The sequence below is a fragment of the Enterococcus cecorum genome, assembly GCF_052119425.1.
GTDB lineage: Bacteria > Bacillota > Bacilli > Lactobacillales > Enterococcaceae > Enterococcus_E > Enterococcus_E cecorum_C.
The window spans coordinates 26,449-42,933 of the sequence record NZ_JBQKFH010000012.1; the positions used below are offsets into that span (position 1 = coordinate 26,449).

General features: G+C 37.2%; 18 protein-coding genes. 12 read left to right on the forward strand and 6 right to left on the reverse strand.

Annotated elements, in window-relative coordinates; genetic code table 11:
• Positions 1–24: 24 nt before the first annotated feature.
• From ACTQZM_RS04465 to ACTQZM_RS04505, 9 genes are all read left to right on the forward strand, one after another.
• Positions 25–720, forward strand: a complete 696-nt coding sequence (locus ACTQZM_RS04465) for a uracil-DNA glycosylase (protein ID WP_441653024.1) — start codon at positions 25–27, stop codon at positions 718–720.
• A 146-nt stretch (positions 721–866) separates the two neighbouring features.
• Positions 867–1,847 carry a phosphate acetyltransferase gene (pta, locus tag ACTQZM_RS04470; RefSeq protein WP_248625113.1) on the forward strand — a complete coding sequence of 327 codons (981 nt, stop codon included), beginning with the start codon at positions 867–869 and terminating at the stop codon, positions 1,845–1,847.
• 7 nt (positions 1,848–1,854) lie between these two features.
• The gene (locus tag ACTQZM_RS04475) at positions 1,855–2,718 is read left to right on the forward strand and encodes a DMT family transporter (RefSeq protein WP_441653025.1); all 864 of its coding nucleotides are present in this window, start codon (positions 1,855–1,857) and stop codon (positions 2,716–2,718) included.
• 162 nt (positions 2,719–2,880) lie between these two features.
• The gene (gene tsaE, locus ACTQZM_RS04480; RefSeq protein ID WP_441653026.1) at positions 2,881–3,348 is read left to right on the forward strand and encodes a tRNA (adenosine(37)-N6)-threonylcarbamoyltransferase complex ATPase subunit type 1 TsaE; all 468 of its coding nucleotides are present in this window, start codon (positions 2,881–2,883) and stop codon (positions 3,346–3,348) included.
• Entirely contained in the window at positions 3,341–3,874 is a 534-nt protein-coding gene (locus ACTQZM_RS04485; RefSeq protein WP_441653027.1) for a GNAT family N-acetyltransferase, read from the forward strand. Before tsaE ends, ACTQZM_RS04485 begins: the two co-directional genes overlap by 8 nt.
• Positions 3,875–4,543, forward strand: coding sequence for a response regulator transcription factor (locus ACTQZM_RS04490; protein WP_441653028.1), 669 nt, complete (start codon positions 3,875–3,877; stop codon positions 4,541–4,543).
• A gap of 3 nt (positions 4,544–4,546) precedes the next feature.
• Positions 4,547–5,584: a sensor histidine kinase gene (locus ACTQZM_RS04495; protein ID WP_441653029.1), complete on the forward strand. Its 1,038-nt coding sequence runs from the start codon at positions 4,547–4,549 to the stop codon at positions 5,582–5,584.
• A 137-nt stretch (positions 5,585–5,721) separates the two neighbouring features.
• On the forward strand, positions 5,722–6,489 hold the full coding sequence (locus ACTQZM_RS04500; RefSeq protein ID WP_047341382.1) for an ABC transporter ATP-binding protein: 768 nt from the start codon (positions 5,722–5,724) through the stop codon (positions 6,487–6,489).
• Positions 6,479–8,509 (forward strand): FtsX-like permease family protein, encoded by a 2,031-nt coding sequence (locus ACTQZM_RS04505; protein WP_441653030.1) that lies wholly within the window; start codon positions 6,479–6,481, stop codon positions 8,507–8,509. Before ACTQZM_RS04500 ends, ACTQZM_RS04505 begins: the two co-directional genes overlap by 11 nt.
• Before the next feature lie 46 nt (positions 8,510–8,555).
• Here ACTQZM_RS04505 and ACTQZM_RS04510 read toward each other — a convergent pair whose 3' ends face one another.
• A complete protein-coding gene (locus tag ACTQZM_RS04510) occupies positions 8,556–9,308 on the reverse strand; it encodes an exodeoxyribonuclease III (protein ID WP_047241813.1) in 753 nt (250 codons plus the stop codon).
• A gap of 84 nt (positions 9,309–9,392) precedes the next feature.
• On the opposite strand from ACTQZM_RS04510, the gene ACTQZM_RS04515 reads away from it, so the two are divergent.
• Positions 9,393–10,301, forward strand: coding sequence for a Gfo/Idh/MocA family protein (locus ACTQZM_RS04515; RefSeq protein ID WP_441653051.1), 909 nt, complete (start codon positions 9,393–9,395; stop codon positions 10,299–10,301).
• Positions 10,302–10,375: 74 nt separating this feature from the next.
• Positions 10,376–11,275: a UDP-N-acetylmuramate dehydrogenase gene (murB, locus tag ACTQZM_RS04520; protein ID WP_179205578.1), complete on the forward strand. Its 900-nt coding sequence runs from the start codon at positions 10,376–10,378 to the stop codon at positions 11,273–11,275.
• 53 nt (positions 11,276–11,328) lie between these two features.
• Here murB and ACTQZM_RS04525 read toward each other — a convergent pair whose 3' ends face one another.
• From ACTQZM_RS04525 to ACTQZM_RS04545, 5 genes are all read right to left on the reverse strand, one after another.
• Positions 11,329–11,973 (reverse strand): FusB/FusC family EF-G-binding protein, encoded by a 645-nt coding sequence (locus ACTQZM_RS04525; protein ID WP_243191006.1) that lies wholly within the window; start codon positions 11,971–11,973, stop codon positions 11,329–11,331.
• Between the two features lie 206 nt (positions 11,974–12,179).
• Positions 12,180–12,812: an ECF transporter S component gene (locus tag ACTQZM_RS04530; RefSeq protein ID WP_248625099.1), complete on the reverse strand. Its 633-nt coding sequence runs from the start codon at positions 12,810–12,812 to the stop codon at positions 12,180–12,182.
• Positions 12,813–12,835: 23 nt separating this feature from the next.
• The gene (gene coaC / locus ACTQZM_RS04535; RefSeq protein ID WP_441653031.1) at positions 12,836–13,381 is read right to left on the reverse strand and encodes a phosphopantothenoylcysteine decarboxylase; all 546 of its coding nucleotides are present in this window, start codon (positions 13,379–13,381) and stop codon (positions 12,836–12,838) included.
• Positions 13,382–13,384: 3 nt separating this feature from the next.
• Positions 13,385–14,143 carry a phosphopantothenate--cysteine ligase gene (gene coaB, locus ACTQZM_RS04540; protein WP_441653032.1) on the reverse strand — a complete coding sequence of 253 codons (759 nt, stop codon included), beginning with the start codon at positions 14,141–14,143 and terminating at the stop codon, positions 13,385–13,387.
• Entirely contained in the window at positions 14,144–15,133 is a 990-nt protein-coding gene (locus ACTQZM_RS04545; protein WP_441653033.1) for an acrylyl-CoA reductase family protein, read from the reverse strand.
• A gap of 241 nt (positions 15,134–15,374) precedes the next feature.
• Between ACTQZM_RS04545 and ACTQZM_RS04550 the strand changes: the two genes are divergently transcribed.
• On the forward strand, positions 15,375–16,478 hold the full coding sequence (locus tag ACTQZM_RS04550; protein ID WP_420896868.1) for an ABC transporter ATP-binding protein: 1,104 nt from the start codon (positions 15,375–15,377) through the stop codon (positions 16,476–16,478).
• Positions 16,479–16,485 lie beyond the last annotated feature (7 nt).

Below are 16,485 nucleotides of genomic sequence, written 5' to 3' on the forward strand. Positions count from 1 at the left end.
AAATAGAAAGATAGGTGAGATGCGTTGAAGACGATTATCAAAAATAGTTGGCAAGACGTTTTGCAAGAAGAGTTTCAAAAAGATTATTATCAACATTTAAGACAATATCTCAAAAATGAATATGCTACTCAAACGATTTATCCTGATATGTATCATATTTTCGAGGCTTTACAATTAACGCCCTATGAGACTGTGAAAGTGGTCATTTTAGGTCAAGACCCTTATCATGGCCCCAATCAGGCACATGGTCTTTCTTTTTCTGTGCAACCAGGTGTCCGAATCCCTCCTTCATTACGTAATATCTATCAAGAATTGCAAAATGATTTAGGCATTCAACCGGCTAACCATGGATGCTTAACTTCGTGGGCTAAACAGGGAGTACTATTGTTAAATACAGTTCTGACTGTGCGAGCAGGTCAAGCCAATTCACATGCTTCACAAGGTTGGGAAATCTTAACTGATGAAATCATAAAGAAATTAAATGACAGACCAGAGCCGATGGTATTTATTCTCTGGGGAAGACATGCGCAAAAGAAAATCGAATTTATTGATACTTCGCGTCATGTGGTCATCCAATCTCCCCATCCTAGTCCATTTTCAGCTAATCGAGGCTTCTTTGGGTCAAGGCCATTTTCAAGATGTAATCAAGCGTTAGTCCAAATGGGGTATCAACCAATCAACTGGCAACTCCCACCAGTAGAACAGTTGGAAAAATTTTAAAAGACTGTATTAATGCAATCGTTTTGAAAATGTTAACAATATTATTTTCATGCGTATTTTCAAAGTTAGACAGGAAAAAGAACTGTTCATTTTTAATGATTTGGTGTACAATGTAAGGGTATTAAAAAACTGGAGGTTGTTTATCAATGGAACTATTTGATAGTTTAAAATTCAAAATTGTAAGAAAACATATTAAAATCGCTTTTCCGGAAGCAACAGACCCACGTATTTTAGGTGCGGCGGCTCGTCTAAAATCTGAAGAACTTGTAGAACCAGTCTTAATCGGTAATACTGAAGAAGTGAAGAAAGCTGCCCAAAGTCGTGGGATTTCTCTAGAAGGTTTTGAAATTTTAGATCCAGATAATTATCCTGCTTGGGATGAAATGGTTGCTGCTTTTGTTGAACGTCGTAAAGGCAAAGCAACTAAAGAACAAGCAGAACAAATCTTAAAAGATGTCAACTACTTTGGTACAATGTTAACTTATATGGGTGTTACTCAAGGAATGGTATCAGGAGCTGTTCACTCTACAGGAGATACGGTTCGTCCAGCCTTGCAAATCATTAAGACAAAACCAGGAGTTAGCCGTACAAGTGGGGCTTTCTTAATGGTTCGTGGTCGCGACCAAGAAAAATATCTATTTAGCGATTGTGCAATTAATGTGAATCCAAATGCTCAAGAATTAGCTGAAATTGCTGTTGCTTCTGCTAAAACAGCTGAATTATTTGATATTGATCCTAAAGTGGCTATGCTAAGCTTCTCAACCAAAGGATCTGCTAAAGCTGAAATGGTCGATAAAGTCGTTGAAGCTACTAAAATTGCCCAAGAATTAGCACCAGATTACACGATTGATGGGGAATTACAATTTGATGCTGCTTATGTCCCAAGTGTAGCTGCTCAAAAAGCGCCAAACTCTGAGGTTGCTGGTAAGGCTACTGTTTTCGTATTCCCAGATTTACAAGCCGGAAATATTGGCTATAAGATTGCCCAACGTTTTGGTGGATTTGAAGCCATTGGACCTATCTTACAAGGATTAAACCAACCAGTTTCTGACCTTTCTCGTGGATGTAACGAAGAAGATGTTTATAAATTATCAATTATCACTGCTGTTCAAACTTTATTGGACTAAGGAATAAATGAAGCAAAATCAAAAACAATTAGGGATTTTGATGATTATTCTTTCTGCTTTTTGTTTTGCAGGGATGAATGTCTTTGTAAAATTAGCTGGGGATTTACCAGTGATGCAGAAGAGTTTTTTCAGAAATTTAGTCGCGCTATTCGTTGCTTTTTATGTACTTAAAAAGCAGCGGATAGCGTTTCATGTGCCAAAGGAATCACGGACTTTACTCTTTTTTAGAGCTTTTTTTGGAACAGTGGGGCTCTTATGTAATTTTTATGCCGTTGATCATTTGGTACTCACTGATGCGTCAATGATTCAAAAATTAACGCCTTTTTTCACCGTTTTACTATCATTGGTCATTTTAAAAGAAAAACCTGCCCGCTTTCAATATATTGCTATGGGGATTGCGATGGTTGGGATGCTATTTATTGTCAAACCTAGCTTTGCCAACCCACAATTATTAGGGTATACGATTGCCTTGCTTGGTTCTTTTTGTGCTTCGACAGCCTATACATTGGTACGTAAATTATCGTTCACACCAATAAAGGGGCCCGCAATTGTTTTTTATTTTTCATTGTTTTCTTGTTTGGCCATGATTCCATCGATGATTGTCGATTTTCATCCAATGTCTACCCAGCAAATCATTTATTTGTTAATGGCTGGCGTGATGGCAAGCGGGGGACAATTCTCGGTAACTAGTGCTTATAGTTACGCACCAGCAAAAGAAATCTCGATTTTTGACTATTCACAAGTACTCTTTGTAGGATTTTTTGGATTTGTATTATACGGTGAAATTCCAGACACCTATTCCTTCATTGGTTATCTTATTATTTTTGTTACCGCCTATATGATGTATGTGTACGGTAAAAGGAAAATATGAGACTAGGGTGTTTGACATTCATAACCAAGGCTAGGGTGGTTCAGTAGCTTGCTGAGCCTCCTAGCTTTTTTTGTGTAGGATTCCATCAGGATAGCATGACGGATGGATGAGATTTGTGTTAATATAAGGTCAAATAGATTTTTTGAAAGTGAGGAAATCGTCTTGATTCAAATCAATGGACTGCACGAGATGGAACAATTAGGCATGCTGCTTGGTCAAACTGCTCAAGGGGGAAATGTCTTGATTCTATCTGGTGATTTAGGTGCAGGAAAAACAACACTCTCTAAAAGTATTGCTAAAGGTTTGGGCATTCAACAAATGATAAAAAGTCCCACGTATACTTTGATTCGTGAATATGATGAAGGAAGATTACCTTTTTATCATATGGATGTTTACCGCATTGATGGTGATGTGGAAGGCATGGGCTTAGAAGAGTATTTTGAAGGGGATGGTTTATGTGTAGTTGAGTGGGGCGAATTACTCACAGAACTTCCAGAAGATTACCTTCATCTTACTATTCATAAAGTAGCAGATGAGGAAGATAAGCGAGAAATGGCATTCAAGGCGCACGGCAAACTCGCAACAGATTGGTTAGCAAAAGTGAAAGCAACGGGGAAGTTTCATGAGTGAAGAGATAAGGTTGGTGATTCGCCAAGCAAGCAGTGAAGATAGTGCCCAATTATTAGCCTTAAGTCAACAAGTAGCAAAAGAAACCGATTATTTAATTATGGATGAATATGGCATGGGCCTAAGCGAAGAGTTGCTTGCTGAACAATTAGATTTGTTATCTCAGGCAGATAATCAAGTATTACTGTTGGCTTTTGATGGGACGCAATGTATTGGTGTGGCTTCGATTAAAGGAAACGACGAATATCGAATTCATCATATTGGTGAAGTAGGAATTTTTATCTTAAAGGAGTACTGGTCTTTAGGGATTGGCTCGCTATTGATGGAAGAATTAATCGAATATGTCAAACAAGTTCAAATTTTTAAACGTTTGGAGTTAACGGTGCAAACGCGTAATCAAAAAGCCATTGCCTTATATCAGAAGTTTGGCTTTAGCAAAGAAGCGACCTTAAAATATGGGGCTCGCTTGGATAATGGTGAATTTGTGGATGTTGATTTAATGGCAAGATATTTTGAAGTAGGTGAGTAAATGCAAAAAATTATGATTATTGAAGATGAAGCAGCCTTGGCCCAAGAGCTAGCCCTTCTCTTAACACAGGCCGGCTATCAAGCTTATATTGTCCAAGATTTTGCTCATCCTTTACTTGAAATCGAAAGTCAACTCCCAGATTTATTATTATTAGATATTCAACTTCCTGGTGTAAATGGTCATCAGTTATTGCAAGAAATTCGGAAAAAATATCAGTTTCCGATTATTATGGTCACAAGTCGGGCCAATGAGATGGATGAGGTGTTGGCGATGAGTTATGGGGCAGATAATTACATTACCAAGCCTTATAATCCAACGGCCTTGTTACTTCATATCGCCGCGATGTTTAAGCGTATGCAACCACAAAGTACTAATTTGATTCAATATCATGGGTTGCAGATAGACTTAAATAAATGGACCATTACCAAAGAAGACCAAACGACTCACTTAACAAAAAATGAACAGTTGATTTTTCAAATGTTATGGCAACATCGCGGAAAAATTGTCACCCGGGAGATGTTGATGACCGAGCTTTGGAATAATGATGAGTTTATTAATGACAATGCGTTAAGTGTGAATATTAGTCGCTTGCGGCAAAAGTTTGCGGATTTTGATTTGGCTGATGTGATTGAAACAAAGAAAAAACAAGGGTATTTATTAATGGAGTAGCAAATGAAGTTAAGTGAATATATCAAAAGCCGCTTATGGCAATATATACTTAAGATCTCAGTCAGTTTATTATGTTTAGCACTTTTATGGGTATTTCAAATACCATCAACGCTTTTAGTGATGATTGTCATGATGATGGGGACAAGTTTTTTGGTTGTTGAACTGGTTGAATTTCATCAAAAGAAAAGCTATTATCAAGAATTATTTCAGCAACTCAATCAATTAGAAGAGCAAGCTTTATTGGTTCATTCGATTCTGCCACACCCTAAATTTTATGAAGGACAACTCGTGGATGAAGAATTAAGATTGGTTTATCAAGGTTTTATGACCCAATTAAGAGCCAGTCAAAAACAAACGGAGGACTTTAAGGAATTTATCGAGCTGTGGATTCATGAAGCTAAAATTCCACTTGCGACCTTACAGTTAATCTTGTACAATCAACATCATTTACCTGCAGAAATCAAACAAGCGTTGCAACAGTTAGAAGATTATCTCGAGCAAGTATTATATTTTACTCGTGCTGAAAATGCGCAAAAAGATTATCTTATTCGCCAAGTTCCTTTACAGCAAATTATTCGCCAAGTAGCCATTCGCAATCAAGCGCGTTTATTGAATGGAAATATTCAGTTTATTGCGCCAAGTACAGATGTAATTGTGACGACGGACCAAAAATGGTTAGGCTATATTTTGAATCAAATCATGGATAATGCCATAAAATATGTACAAATGATTGAAAATGCGACGATTGAAATCGCAGTGGAAGAGCAAGAAAAGGAAATTTTATTGCATATTCGCGATAATGGTTGTGGGATTTCGGCCAGTGATTTGCCACGTGTTTTTGATAAATCTTTTACTGGAGAAAATGGTCGGCTTTATCCTAAGGCCACGGGGTTAGGTCTTTATCTAGTGAAACAACTGATTTCAAAACTGGGACATGGGATTACGATTACTTCCAATGTTCAAGTTGGCACCACAGTTACGTTGATTTTTGCTAAGCCTAGCTTTTATGAAGTCGTTCAAACAAGTGAGAACAAAGAATAGAAGGAGTTCTTTCAATAGAGAGGACTCTTTTTTGCTAATCTTACAAAATTGTAAGGTACGGTAAGATAAAACCAACGACAAGTAAACAAGGCTATTTTATACTTAAGATGTCAAATGAATTGAAGGAGGAAAAGAAAATGAATCCAGTATTACAAGTAAAACAAGTTGAAAAATATTTCGGACGTGCAAATAATTTAACACGTGCTTTAAATCAGATTAGTTTTGAAGTCCAACCAGGAGAATTTGTGGCTATTATGGGAGCATCTGGTAGTGGGAAAACGACTTTGCTCAATTGTATCGCAACGATTGATCAAGTGTCTAGCGGTCAAATTATTGTAGCAAATCAAGATATTACCAAATTAAAAGGCAATAAGTTAAATCAGTTCCGACAAAAGCAAATAGGGTTTATCTTCCAAGACTTTAATCTATTAGATACGATGAATGCTTTTGAAAATATTGCACTTGCCTTAACGATTCGTAATGTACCTGCTAAACAAGTCGAAGAAAAGGTATTAAAAGTTGCGAGTTATTTAGGAATTACCGATATATTATATAAATTTCCTTATGAAGTTTCTGGAGGTCAAAAACAACGAATTGCAGCAGCTCGTGCGATTGTAGCTGATCCGGCAATCGTATTAGCTGATGAACCGACTGGCGCTCTTGACTCAAAATCAGCCCGTCAAATGTTGGAGCAATTTGAATTATTAAATGAACGCTTAAATTCGACCATTTTGATGGTGACACACGATGCTTTCACGGCGAGTTATACGAATCGGGTATTGTTTGTGAAAGATGGCCAAATCTTTAATGAAATTTATCGTGGGGAATCTAGTCGTAAAGAATTCTTTGATCAAATTATTGAAGTGGTAGCCTTATTAGGTGGTGATGTTAATGATGTCCGTTAAGTTAGCCTTTGGAAATGTAAAGAAAAGCATAGGAAGTTTCTTGGTATATTTTGTGACACTGGCATTAGGTGTGGCGATGTTCTATGCATTTAATGCGCTTCAAGATCAAAGCTTATTTAAATATTTTGAAGAATCTTATGCGCAAAGATTAAGTATTTTATTTGATACTTTAGGCGGTTTAAATAAATTTATCGCATTTATTTTTGGTTTGATTATTTTATATGCAACCAGTTATTTATTGCGAAAACGTAAAAAAGAATTTGGTCTGTATATGATATTAGGAATGGATAAACTAAAAATCTCGACCATTCTAGTTTTAGAAACGTTCTTTATCGGTCTGTTTTCATTAGCAGTAGGCCTTGTCTTAGGGATTGGTTTGTCACAATTAATTAATATCTTTTTAGGTCATTTATTTGTTGCGGACATTTCACGTTTAACATTAAGTATTTCCATGCATGCGATTGTCCAAACGTTGATTAATTTTGGCATCATTTATCTGGTGGCGATGGTTTTTAGTGTCATTTTAATGAATCGTGCCAAATTAATCGATTTACTCAAAGCAAGTCAACAAAATGAAAAAAGTTGGTGGCAAAAACCTTGGATTGGGACCTTGTTATTTATTTTGGGATTAGCCATCTTGACTTGGAGTTATTATATTGCAACTCACTTAATGGATGTTATTATTGATTTGCAATGGGGACCAAAGTTTATTTTATATTCGATTTTCGGTGGGATTAGCGGTACGTATTTCACCTTTATGGGAATTGCTGCTTTTATTCCAGTTATTTTACCGAAGTTTAAAGGATTTTATTATCGCAAACTGCATAGCTTTGGGATTCGCCAATTTAGTACGCAATTAGCTAAAAGTGTTTTTTCTTTAGCGACGATTTGTTTATTGCAATTTTTCGCGATTGGTATCTTAGTGGCCTCCTTTAATTTAAAAAATGGTATTGAAGAAAGAGGTCTAGCCAATGTGCCGTTTGATTTCCAGTTTAGTGTGACTCAGGAACCTGATGAAAATGTCGAAGGGCAACCAGCTCTAATTGAGAAAAATGCAGATGAGGCGATTGCACGGAATCAAGATTATTTCAAAGGCATGAAGAAAAAAGAAGTCGAATATGAGTATTATATTGATCCAAAAATCGATAATACAATCGAATTATTAGGCATATCTGTAGAAAAAGGCTTAATTGCCCCTCCGATTATTGTCAATCAAACGCAATATAATCAAATGGCACCTTATTACCATTTGTCAAAAGCAGATGTGAAACCAGGGGAATATGCTTTTCTAATCCAGTTTAATGGTTTTTCTGATAAGACGATTGAAGATAAATTAATGAATTTACCTAAAATTAAGGTAGCCAATCAAACCTTTACACCAAGCCAAGCAAAATATATCGATGGGACCATTCAGACAAGTGGGTATCATACTTTTGTGATTTTAAATGATGCAGACCTCAAGCGCCTACCTTTACAACTCGCTGGTAAAGTGATTAGTACCTTATATAATGAAGAAGGTAAGCGTCATGAAAAAGAGTTGGCTAAAAACTGGGAGAAAATGTTGTCGAAAAAAGAGCTACACTTAAATTATTCGGCACAATCTCAATATTCAACAAAAACTTCACTAGCTTCTGATTCGTTAATGGTAACCGTTGTTGGTATGTATCTAGGTATTTTCTTCCTGATTGCTGCAATTGGTATTTTAGCTTTGAAGAGTTTAGTAGACTTTGAAAAGCATCAACAAAATTATCGTATCTTACGCCAACTAGGTGCTAGTGAACAAATGATTCAAAAATCGTTATTCAATCAAGTGGCTATCTTCTTTATTTTGCCGCTAGTTGGGGCACTATTCCATATGATTTTTGGCTTGAAATTTACGAAAGATTATATGATGATTGGTGGCGGATTTGAGTTAAGTCTGCAACAAACAGGCTGGGTTATTGGTTTTGTGATTATGATTAATGCGATTTATTTAATGATTACTTATTTGATGAATCGCATGGCAGTCAAAGAAATTTAATAACGAATAAAGAACCACGCCAGAAAGTTGGGGTGGTTCTTTGTCTTTATTTTAAATCTAGTTCAACTGGGCAATGGTCGCTTCCCAAAATATCGGTATGAATTTTGGCATCCACTAAGCGGTTCTTTAGATCATCGGAAACCACAAAATAGTCAATCCGCCATCCTGCATTATTTTTCCGAGCATTAAAACGATAACTCCACCAAGAATAAATACCTTCTTGATCAGGATAAAAATGACGGAAAGTATCGATATAGCCATTATTCAATAGTTGACTGAATTTTTCACGTTCTTCAATGGTAAAACCAGCATTGCGTTGGTTGGTTTTCCAATTTTTTAAGTCAATATTTTCGTGGGCGACATTTAAATCTCCACACAAGATAACTCCTTTTTGCTCCTTAAGTCCATTTAAATACGCTAAAAACGCCTCTTCCCAAGTCATGCGATAGTCCAAGCGTTTTAGTTCATTTTGAGAATTTGGTGTATAGCAAGTGACCAAATAGTAATCTGGATATTCAAGTGTGATGACGCGGCCTTCATGATCGTGTTCTTCCACACCGATTCCTAATTGCACCGATAAAGGCTCATGCTTGGTAAAAATCGCAGTGCCTGAATAACCTTTCTTTTCGGCATAATTCCAATATTGATAATATCCTGGCAAATCTAACTCAATTTGACCTTCTTGTAATTTGGTTTCTTGTAGGCAGAAAAAGTCCGCATCGAGTTGCTTGAAGTCTTCTAAAAAGTTTTTCTTAACGATGGCTCTTAGTCCATTGACATTCCATGAGATGAATTTCATAGCACTTCCTCATTTCTTTTGTTATGTTCTTTTATTTTAACGCAAGATGTCGTAGAATGGAAGAAAAAGGGTTAGGTGAGAAAAATGCTAAAAATCGGTGTATTAGGCTTAGGTTCGATTGCGCAAAAAGCCTATTTACCAGTCTATGTAAAAAGTAATCAACGGGCAACTTTTGTCTATGCTACAAGAAATCAAGAAGTACAGGCACAATTAACGGAAAAGTATCGTTTACCCCAGATTTATGATACTTTAGATGATTTAATTGAACAAAAAATTGATGCGTGTATGATTCACACGGCGACGCATACCCATATTGAAATGATTGAAAAATGTCTCTCACACGGCATTCATGTCTATGTGGATAAACCAATCAGTGAAGACATTACAGAGGTCAGACGCATGTATGAGCTTGCAAAGCGTAAAAATTGTTTGCTTATCGTAGGGTTTAATCGTCGTTTAGCCCCATTTGTACAACAGTTAAAACAATTACCTGAAAAGCGTGTGTTGACTTTGAGTAAGAATCGAATTGGCAAAGCGCAATCCGTTCAATTTGAGATTTATGATTTATTCTTACATATAGTGGATACGGCCAATTATTTATTAGATGAAGAAATTATTGCGATGACTAGTCACATCAAAGCTAGCGAGCAGCATTTAGAATTTGCTTCAATGACGTTAGAAACGGCCCATTCATTGGCACATTTAACGATGGATATGTTTGCTGGGGCTAATCAGGAAAATTACCAAATCACCACGAAAAATGGGACCTATCATTTGAAAAATTTAACGGAAATGACGCAATACAATCAGTCTGGAATAACAGTGACAGGCTTTAATGATTGGCAAACGACACTTGAAAAACGTGGCTTTGAACAAGCGGTGAACCAATTTATTGATTTGTTAGAACAAGGCAATTTTCAATATGTACAACAGAAGAGTTTGCTTAGTCATGAACTCTGTGCCCAAATGCTTAAGAATTATCAAGAATCATAAGAAGCGATAGTATTTTCAGTCAATTAATGATAGAATGTTTTGGTGAATAGTTACACAAAAATAGATTAGAGAGGATGTTGAGGGTGTTTGCATCTTTAAAAGAGATTACGATTTTAAAAAATGAACCCTTAAATAAATATACATTTACGAAGACTGGCGGACCCGCTGACTTTTTGGCCTTTCCAAAGAGTGTAACGGAAGTAAAAGCCTTACTAGAGGAATGTCGTCAAAATAATCTTCCATGGATGGTATTAGGGAATGCCAGTAATCTAATTGTACGTGATGGCGGCATTCGTGGTTTAGTGATTATGCTAGAAAAACTAAACCACATCGAAGTTAATGGCAACCAAATCACTTCACAAGCTGGGGCGAAATTAATCGATACCACCTATGTTGCGTTGGAACATCATCTGACAGGTTTTGAATTTGCATGTGGCATTCCTGGAAGCATTGGTGGCGCCGTATTTATGAATGCAGGGGCTTATGGTGGCGAGATTAAAGATGTTTTTGTTTCGTGTGAAGTCTTATATCCAGATGGCCAAATCAAAACCTTAAGTGCCAAAGAGATGGACTTTAGTTATCGCCATAGTGCCATTCAAGCGCAACATTGTATTGTATTGAGTGCTACATTTGCCTTACAAGCAGGTAACTATGCTGAAATCAAAGCAAAAATGGATGAACTAACCCATCTTAGAGCAAGCAAGCAACCATTGGAATATCCTTCTTGTGGGAGCGTCTTTAAACGTCCAGTGGGGCATTATACCGGTCCATTAATTGAGCAGGCGGGCCTTAAAGGGATGACAATCGGTGGCGCGCAAGTCTCAGAAAAACATGCGGGCTTTATTGTGAATATCAACCATGCCACGGCTACTGATTATGTGAATTTAATCCAGTATATTCAAAAGGTCATCAAAGAAAAATTTGATGTCACCCTTGAAACAGAAGTCCGAATTATCGGTGAAGAAGTGCAATAAAAAAATCAGCTTTCCTACACTTATTGCGATGTAGAAAAGCTGATTTTTATTTTTTAGGCTTTGGTTTTTTCCATGAACTGGTGCATATTTTCTAATTCATGTAATTGGCAATTGCATTGATGACTATCGGTACAAATGTAGTTACCTTTTTTAGTATAGGTTCCTTCAGCCGTGGCTTTAGTGGTGGATAAAAACAAGGCGACATTCCCAATATGATTACAAATACTACAAACATTTTTGATTGTATTGGGTGACATCTGTCCGACAATCCCTTGTAGCTTATTTTGACGGTCATAGTAGAGTAAATATTTTTTCTGACTACCCGCATCGTCAAAACCAATATAGGAATAATCACGTAAATCCAACGCGTCAAAATCAGGTGCTTTTAATTTTTTTACTTTACGAAAAGCTTTCTGGACTTGTTTGGCACTAGGTTTTTCAAAGGGAATAACTAATTCTTTAATGGGTTCCAAAATCCGTTGTGCCCTTGCTTTGGTTAAACTTTTATCTAGCAATTCGCTTTTTAGTTGTTCAATTTCAGTTGGTCGATCAAAAAATAATTCATCGATTTTTTCAAAGATGAGTGCTTGATAGACTTGAATCGTTTGTAAGTCATTGACGGATTGGTAAGCATTGATTAAGTCGTTTATTTGTTGGTGTAGTGCATGATATTGATGTGGATAAATTTTCTGATTCATTTGATTCTCTCCTTGTGAATGTGTTAGGCCCTTTTAAGACGCACATCCTAAAAGGGAATTAATTGAAAAGAAAAAATTTTGTAGAAGATACATTTCGTACCATCTGACCACCCCCTATATTTTGAAACATTTCAAAGATAGCTGATAATTCAACACTTGTCAAGCAATAAAAAAACAACCTAGCACAAGGACTAGATTGTTTCAATTTAAGATTGGCGCTTCATTAATTTTAATAAAATCGTCGCAACCGCAGCTGTAAAAAGACCGGCGACAATCGCTTCAGGAATGCCCTGGGTTAGAATCACCGCATTAATGGCAGCATAGACCGCTTTGCCACCTTTGCCGATGAGTTGGGCATATTCTTTTTGGAAAAGAAAATAGATGAAATTCATCACCAAAATCGTATTGACTAAACCACCAGATATACCTGCAATAAACAAGGCAACCGTATTGGCTTTTTGCTTTAATCCTTTTTGACAGAGTCGATACACATAATAAGGAACAATGCCAATCAAAATACGTGGAATAAAGACAACCAGTAAGGCTTTCCAACTTCCATGAGTGGTCCCAATAACTGGAATAAAAGGTGAGAAGACAAAGGAAAGGGCAGTAGGCATAGTTGTTGCACGAATCAAGCTGATTACCCCAAAGCTTCCTCCAAGTAAGGCCCCAATTTTCGGACCTAAGACGATTGAACCAATAATAACCGGAATATGCATAGTCGTTGCATTTAACGGGCCGATTGGAATAAATCCTAAAAAGGGTACCGATGCAAGTAAAATCATAATTCCTAAAAACAATGCAGTTAAAACAAATTGAAAAGTTTTGCTTTTTTTCAACTTTATTTTTCCTTTCTTCCTTTTTATTTGAGCGTTTCAATCACAGCATCTACAATCGTTTCAACTGTAGCTAAAGCGCCTTTACCATAGTCACCACAAGCAAGTAAACTTTCGCGAGGGGTGATTTCATGATAGCCAATTTCTTTTAAATAGGCAAGATTTTTTTGGACTGCTGGATGTTGATACATTTGCGTATTCATCGCAGGAGCAATCAGTTTAGGCGTTTTTTGGGGGATAGCTAATTGAACCGTTGAGAGCAAATCATCGGCTAACCCATTCGCAAACTTCCCGATAATATTGGCACTTGCTGGCGCGACTAAAAATAAATCTGCTTGTTTGGCTAATTCAATATGATTAATCACACTTGGATCAGCTTCTTCTAAAACATCCGTATGCACTTGACGTTTAGCAAGTGATTGGAGGGTCAGTGGGGTAATAAATTGAGTCGCACTTTGCGTCATAATAACATCGACTGCGATATTTAATTTGGTTAGTTCGTTGGTAATATCGGCAGCTTTATAAGCAGAGATACTACCTGAAACGCCTAATATGATTCTTTTATTTTTCAATACTTATTCTTCTTTCTGTTGATAAATTTGTTGCCATTGCTTAAAAATCATTTGGGCGATTTCGGACTTTTGATATCCTTGAGCAATGACTTTACCGGTTGAATCTAATAGATAAGCGTGATGTTGTTGTGTATCGATTTCGCTTAAATCATTCGCAATGACAAAGTCTGCCTGATTTTTCTCAAGACTAGTGCGGGCGACTTGTAGTAATTTTTCCTGTGTGACATTGGCTAATAGTTTAAAACCAAAAAGTACGGTTGTGTGCTGCCAATGCTTAATGGACTGAATTATTTTTGGCGTAGGTTGTAAACTTAAAACCAAGCCTTTTGTTTTAGAAGAGATTTTACTAGCTGTAGGATTTGCCACGGATGCAAAAAGTGCGAATAAATCTTCCTCTTGTAACTGATCTTTAGCCTTATAAGCTTGGTTTAAAGCAGTGGTTAAGGCTTCAATTGAAAGGCTGGCCTGCGTTGTGAAATCACTAATGGCCATGGTATGAATCACTGCACTATATTTTTGGGTTGTTAAGAGTTGCTCTAGACAATCATAGACTTCTTGTGTGCTATTGACTAAATGCATCTTCAAGTGTTCATCTGCTGCTGGCTTTTTGGCACTTTTAGTTACGACATAGTCAATCGTTACACCATTTTGTAAAAACACTTTAGCGATTTCAATTCCTAAGGTGCCACTGGCATGATTGGTTATGGAACGGACTTGATCGATGGGTTCACTTGTCCCACCGGCTGTGATTAAAACTTTCATTTATGCTTCCCCTATACGAATAATCGTTCTTCCTTGATGTTGACCCGCTAATAATTGCTGAGCTACTTCAGGAATTTGTTCAAGAGTTATTTCATTGATTGGTAACTTGTCTAAAAGCTGACGGTGACTTGATAAGAACGCCCAGACTTGTAGTCGTTGAGGCATTTTTGTATTGACCGAATCAATCCCTATTATTTTAATCCCCCTTAAAATAAAAGGCAAGACAGTTGTTTGGAGCTTGATTCCACCGGCATTTCCACATAAAGCTAAAGCCCCGGCATATTGCACTTGAGGAATTAATGCACTTAATAAGTCGCCACCAACTGTATCAATGACACCGGCTATTTTTTGTTTGGCTAAAGGCTTGATTTTTTCCGGTACCCAAAGATTGGGATTTTCGATGGTTGTAGCGCCTAAGTTGAGTAACCAAGGAGCTTCTTTTCTAGAAAGGGCGATCAGATTCTTGAACCCTAGACGAGCAAGTAAACCCACAGCGATACTCCCCACACCGCCGCTTGCACCAGTAATCACAATCGGTGCGTTTAAATCAGTCACTTGTTCCTTGATAGCTAAAACGGCTAGGGCAGCGGTAAAGCCAGCTGTCCCAAATTGCATGGCTTGTTTTAACTCTAAATCCTCAGGTAAAGCAACCAGTTCATCCCCTTTGACAATTTGGATTTGACTAAAGCCGCCTGGTGCGCTAACTCCGAGACTATAGCCGGTTTGAAGTACTTTTTGTCCAACTTGCCATTGGGAATCATTGGAAGCAAGGACTGTCCCTGCTAAATCAATACCTGGTGTCATCGGATATTGACGAATCACACCGCCATTGGTTTTGAGCGCTAAAGCATCTTTATAATTGATATCTGAATAGGCGACCTTTACTGCTACTTCGCCTTCGTTTAAATCACGTAAGCAGGCTTGCTCAATAGAAGGTACGACTTGTTCATCGATTTGTTTGACTTGTAAAAATGAATAGTTTGGATTCATGACATTCACCTCAAAGTAATGCGTTTTCTTTTTATCATAACACAGCTTAAAAAACGTGCAACCATCTTTGGTCAATATATTGTAGAAAATGATTTTTGATTCTCTGAAAAAAATAGCTAGAATCTACGTTTTTTGCTTGTATTTTTTGACCTAAAGCCCTAAACTTAATGAGTATGCTGTTTGATGCAAGCAGCGAGATGAAAAAGAATGTCTGGGCAAGAAAAATAATTTGCCAAGGAAGATGAAGGGGGATTTGAGATTGTCTAATAGCATTATTACGTTTAAAAATATTGTGAAACGCTATGATGATGAAATGATTTTAAAAGACATAAGCTTTGAAATTGAGGCGGGTAAATTTTATACCTTACTTGGTCCTTCTGGATGTGGAAAAACTACTATCCTACGCATTATTGCAGGGTTTACCGAAGCATCTGAAGGCGATGTCTACTTTGAAGGTAAACGCATCAATGATATTCCAGCGAACCAACGTCAAGTGAATACCGTCTTTCAAGATTATGCGCTTTTTCCACATATGAATGTATTTGAAAATGTTGCTTTCGGACTTAAAATTAAAAAATTACCGAAAGATGAAATCGCCAAAAAAGTAACTGAGGCTTTACGCTTAGTACAATTAGCTGGCTATGAACAACGTGAAATTAGCGAAATGTCTGGTGGACAAAGACAACGAGTAGCGATTGCCCGAGCGATTGTCAATGAACCAAAAGTCTTATTACTGGATGAACCACTCTCGGCACTGGATTTGAAGTTGCGCACAGATATGCAGTATGAGTTACGTGAATTGCAACAACGTCTAGGGATTACCTTTATCTTTGTTACCCACGACCAAGAAGAAGCTTTGGCGATGAGTGATGAAATTTTTGTCATGAATAAAGGAGAAATCGTTCAAAGTGGGACGCCAGTAGACATTTACGATGAACCAATCAATCATTTTGTGGCTGATTTTGTTGGGGAAAGTAATATTGTCAATGGTACGATGATTGAAGATTACAAGGTTGAATTTGTCGGTAAAGAATTTGAATGTGTTGACGGTGGGATGCGACCAAATGAACCTGTTGAAATTGTGATTCGTCCGGAAGATTTGACCTTGACCACAGCGGACAAAGGAAAATTAGTCGTCAAAGTAGATACGCAGCTATTTAGAGGCGTTCACTATGAGATCATTTGTTATGATGAAGATGGCAATGAATGGATGGTTCACTCTACTCGTAAGGCAAAAGTCGGCAGCCAGATTGGGTTGTACTTTGAGCCAGAAGATATCCATGTCATGCGTTTTAACGAATCAGAAGAAGACTTTGACGCTCGTTTAGAAAGCTATGAAGAGTAGGGGGGAG

Coding starts and splice junctions, on each gene's coding strand:
- ACTQZM_RS04505 (WP_441653030.1), top strand. CDS start 6,479: ATGTCCGTTAAGTTAGCCTTTGGAAATGTAAAGAAAAGCATAGGAAGT.
- ACTQZM_RS04515 (WP_441653051.1), top strand. CDS start 9,393: ATGCTAAAAATCGGTGTATTAGGCTTAGGTTCGATTGCGCAAAAAGCC.
- ACTQZM_RS04500 (WP_047341382.1), top strand. CDS start 5,722: ATGAATCCAGTATTACAAGTAAAACAAGTTGAAAAATATTTCGGACGT.
- ACTQZM_RS04525 (WP_243191006.1), bottom strand. CDS start 11,973: ATGAATCAGAAAATTTATCCACATCAATATCATGCACTACACCAACAA.
- ACTQZM_RS04545 (WP_441653033.1), bottom strand. CDS start 15,133: ATGAATCCAAACTATTCATTTTTACAAGTCAAACAAATCGATGAACAA.
- murB (WP_179205578.1), top strand. CDS start 10,376: ATGTTGAGGGTGTTTGCATCTTTAAAAGAGATTACGATTTTAAAAAAT.
- coaB (WP_441653032.1), bottom strand. CDS start 14,143: ATGAAAGTTTTAATCACAGCCGGTGGGACAAGTGAACCCATCGATCAA.
- ACTQZM_RS04485 (WP_441653027.1), top strand. CDS start 3,341: ATGAGTGAAGAGATAAGGTTGGTGATTCGCCAAGCAAGCAGTGAAGAT.
- ACTQZM_RS04510 (WP_047241813.1), bottom strand. CDS start 9,308: ATGAAATTCATCTCATGGAATGTCAATGGACTAAGAGCCATCGTTAAG.
- ACTQZM_RS04490 (WP_441653028.1), top strand. CDS start 3,875: ATGCAAAAAATTATGATTATTGAAGATGAAGCAGCCTTGGCCCAAGAG.
- ACTQZM_RS04475 (WP_441653025.1), top strand. CDS start 1,855: ATGAAGCAAAATCAAAAACAATTAGGGATTTTGATGATTATTCTTTCT.
- ACTQZM_RS04495 (WP_441653029.1), top strand. CDS start 4,547: ATGAAGTTAAGTGAATATATCAAAAGCCGCTTATGGCAATATATACTT.
- pta (WP_248625113.1), top strand. CDS start 867: ATGGAACTATTTGATAGTTTAAAATTCAAAATTGTAAGAAAACATATT.
- ACTQZM_RS04550 (WP_420896868.1), top strand. CDS start 15,375: ATGAAGGGGGATTTGAGATTGTCTAATAGCATTATTACGTTTAAAAAT.